This is a genomic window from Herbaspirillum sp. (assembly GCF_035644555.1).
GTDB lineage: Bacteria > Pseudomonadota > Gammaproteobacteria > Burkholderiales > Burkholderiaceae_D > Herbaspirillum.
On sequence record NZ_DASQOH010000040.1, the window covers coordinates 1 to 2,725 of the forward strand.

The 2,725-nt window shown below is 63.1% G+C and carries 3 protein-coding genes; 1 reads left to right on the plus strand and 2 read right to left on the minus strand.

Features of this window, described 5'->3' with window-relative positions; translation table 11 throughout:
* Positions 1–69: 69 nt before the first annotated feature.
* The gene (locus VE092_RS09860; protein WP_324876202.1) at positions 70–1,284 is read right to left on the minus strand and encodes an MFS transporter; all 1,215 of its coding nucleotides are present in this window, start codon (positions 1,282–1,284) and stop codon (positions 70–72) included.
* Between the two features lie 138 nt (positions 1,285–1,422).
* On the opposite strand from VE092_RS09860, the gene VE092_RS09865 reads away from it, so the two are divergent.
* Complete coding sequence (locus tag VE092_RS09865) at positions 1,423–2,346, plus strand: LysR family transcriptional regulator (RefSeq protein ID WP_324876204.1); 924 nt, start codon at positions 1,423–1,425, stop codon at positions 2,344–2,346.
* A gap of 81 nt (positions 2,347–2,427) precedes the next feature.
* Here the strand turns inward: VE092_RS09865 and VE092_RS09870 are convergent.
* Positions 2,428–2,725, minus strand: a 298-nt coding sequence (locus tag VE092_RS09870) for a class II aldolase/adducin family protein (protein WP_324876206.1), incomplete at its 5' end; no start/stop codon positions are given.

The window sequence follows — 2,725 nt, forward strand, 5'->3', positions numbered from 1 at the left end:
GATCAGCCGGCGCAGTTCGACTGCACTTTTTTCAACGATATTCTCTGGCATGCTTTCCCTTGGTTTGGTTCAGGCCGGCTGCATCTGGCCGGCGGTCTTGGTGGTGCGGATGAACAGGCTCACCAGCACCGAGAACAGGGCAGCCGCAATCAGGAAGCCGAAGGCGTAGTCGTAGTTGGCAAAGGCGCTGACCAGGAAGCCGATCACCAGCGGCGAGATGAAGCCGGCCAGTTGACCACCCAGGTTGACCATGCCCACGCCGCTGCCCACCAGTTGCGCCTGCAGCATCTTGGTCGGCAGCGCGATGCAGGTGGCCAGCACGAAGGACTTGAAGAAGTAGGCCAGGCATTGCCAGGCGATGACACCCTCGACCGTGGCGGCGGTGTACATGCAATAGACGAACACGGCGGTGAGCAGCGAGCTGACGATCAGCAGGATCTTCTCGCGGCCGTCGAAGAAGCGCACCATCACCCAGCCGCCGATGGCGGTAGACAGGCCGGCCATGATGTAGGGCAAGGGCAGCAACAGGCCGACCGCCTTCAGGTTCAGGCCGCGCACGGTCATCAGGTAGGTCGGCATCCAGCTGTCCAGGCCCTTGTTGATGATGGACAGGCCAAACCACACCGCCACGATCTGCCACATCAGCGGCATCTGCAGCAGCGCCTTGAAGGCGGCCTTGTTGATGGCCTTGCTGCCCGCCTCGCCATGGCGCACCGGACGCACGCAGAACCAGTACACCAGCGCAAACACCAGACCGGCGATACCGATGGTATGGAACACCGCACGCCAGCCGAAATGCAGGATCAGCGGCGCAATCAGCAGCGGCGCCAGCATACTGCCCACATAGTTGGACGACATCAGCAGCGAAGACATCTTGGGCCGTTCCTCGCGGGTGAAATGCTCGGCCACCCCCTTCACGCTGGCCGCCGGGAAGGCGCCCTCGCCCATGCCGAACACGAAACGGATCACCACCAGGCTGGTGATGGACCAGGCCATGCCGGTCACGCCCGTGAAGAGCGACCACAGCAGGATGGAAATGACGATCACCGGACGAGAACCATAGCGGTCGGCCAGCCAGCCGCCCGGCAGTTGCAGCAATGAATAACCGAGGAAGAAACTCGACAGCAGCACGCCCAGTTCGGCCGGCTTCAGCTGGAACTCGCCAGCGATCTGCGTGGCCGCGAAGGTGATCGCCGCGCGATCGATGTAAGAGACGCACCAGCCCAGATACAGCAAGACCAGCACCAGGTATTTGTACTTGCCCTTCGTTACTGCAGCATCCATGAAGCATTCCCTTCCGGCATGACGACGGTCGCACGCCGTCGATTCGTGGATTCATCCTAAGCCGGCCCATGGTTTGCCACAAGTACAAGTTTTCGAATAACTGATTGCCGAATCGGCAAACCGATCTACAATCGTGACATGTCCATCATCCATACCCGCGTGCTGCAGGAGACTGCGGTGCGCTACTTCCTCGAAGTCGTGCGGCGCGGCTCCATCACCGAGGCCGCCAACACGCTCAATGTCGCCTCCTCGGCCATCAGCCGCCAGATTGCGCGGCTGGAGGCGGAGCTGGATACACCCCTGTTCGAACGCGTTTCACGCGGCATGCGCCCCAATGCCGCCGGCGAATTGCTGGCCGCGCATGCCTTGCGCATGCAGCTGGAGGCCGACCGCATCGGCAATGAACTGGCGGCCCTGAAGGGATTGCGGCGCGGTGAGGTCAAGCTGGCCACCACGGAGGGTTTCGCGCTGGAGTTCGTGCCGGCCGCCATCGAACATTTCTGCCGCCAGCACAAGGGCATACGCTTCCAGCTGACGGTGGGCAATGCGGTGCATGTGGCGCAGCAGATCCGCGAAGGCGCGGTCGATCTGGGCCTGACCTTCACCATGGCACCGGACCCCGACATCAAGGTCGAGTTCGCCCAGCGCGCGCCGATCATGGCGGTGATGCGACCGGACCATGAGCTGGCCCATCGGCGCCAGGTCACGCTCTCGGAACTGGCGCCCTACCCGCTGGCCATGCCGCAAAAGAACATCACCATGCGCCGCCTGATCGACGCCTGCTGCAGCCGTCGCAACGTGCTGCTGGAACCGACCATGGCGGCCGATTCCATCAGCGCCCTGCTGTGCTTCGTGATGTCGGGCAATGGCATCGGCTTCTCGGCGGCACTGCCCATCCGCAGGCTGGTGCGCGAGGGGCAACTGGTGGCACTGCCGATCCGCGACAAGGACATGAACACCCTGCAACTGGAAATCCAGTCCCTGGCCGGGCGCACCCTGCCCGATGCAGCCCGGGCCTTCCTCAATGCCCTGATCGCGCGGGCGGCCAAGGATACCGGCTAAGAATGCAAAAACGCCGGCCGTTGCCGGCCGGCGTCGAACTCTTCTACCCGCTTGATACCTGGGAGCTGGACTGGTCGCCGCTCAAGCGACCTGATAATGCCCCTTCAACATCTTGCGCACGATGGCCTCGAAGAAGATCACCGCAAAGCCGTCATTGCGGATCAGTTGCTGGGTCAGGTCGGCGCACTTCTGGCGCACGCCGTCCGGCAACTGCTGGTCTTCGCCGCTCATGGCGCGACCCGCCACCTGGATTTCGGCAGCGCGCTGCACCGTCCACAGCAGGAAGAAGGCGCGTTCAATATCGCTCTCGCACACTGCCACGCCGTGGTTGCGCAGGACCAGGATGTGCTTCTGGCCCAGGCTTTGCAGCATGCGCTCC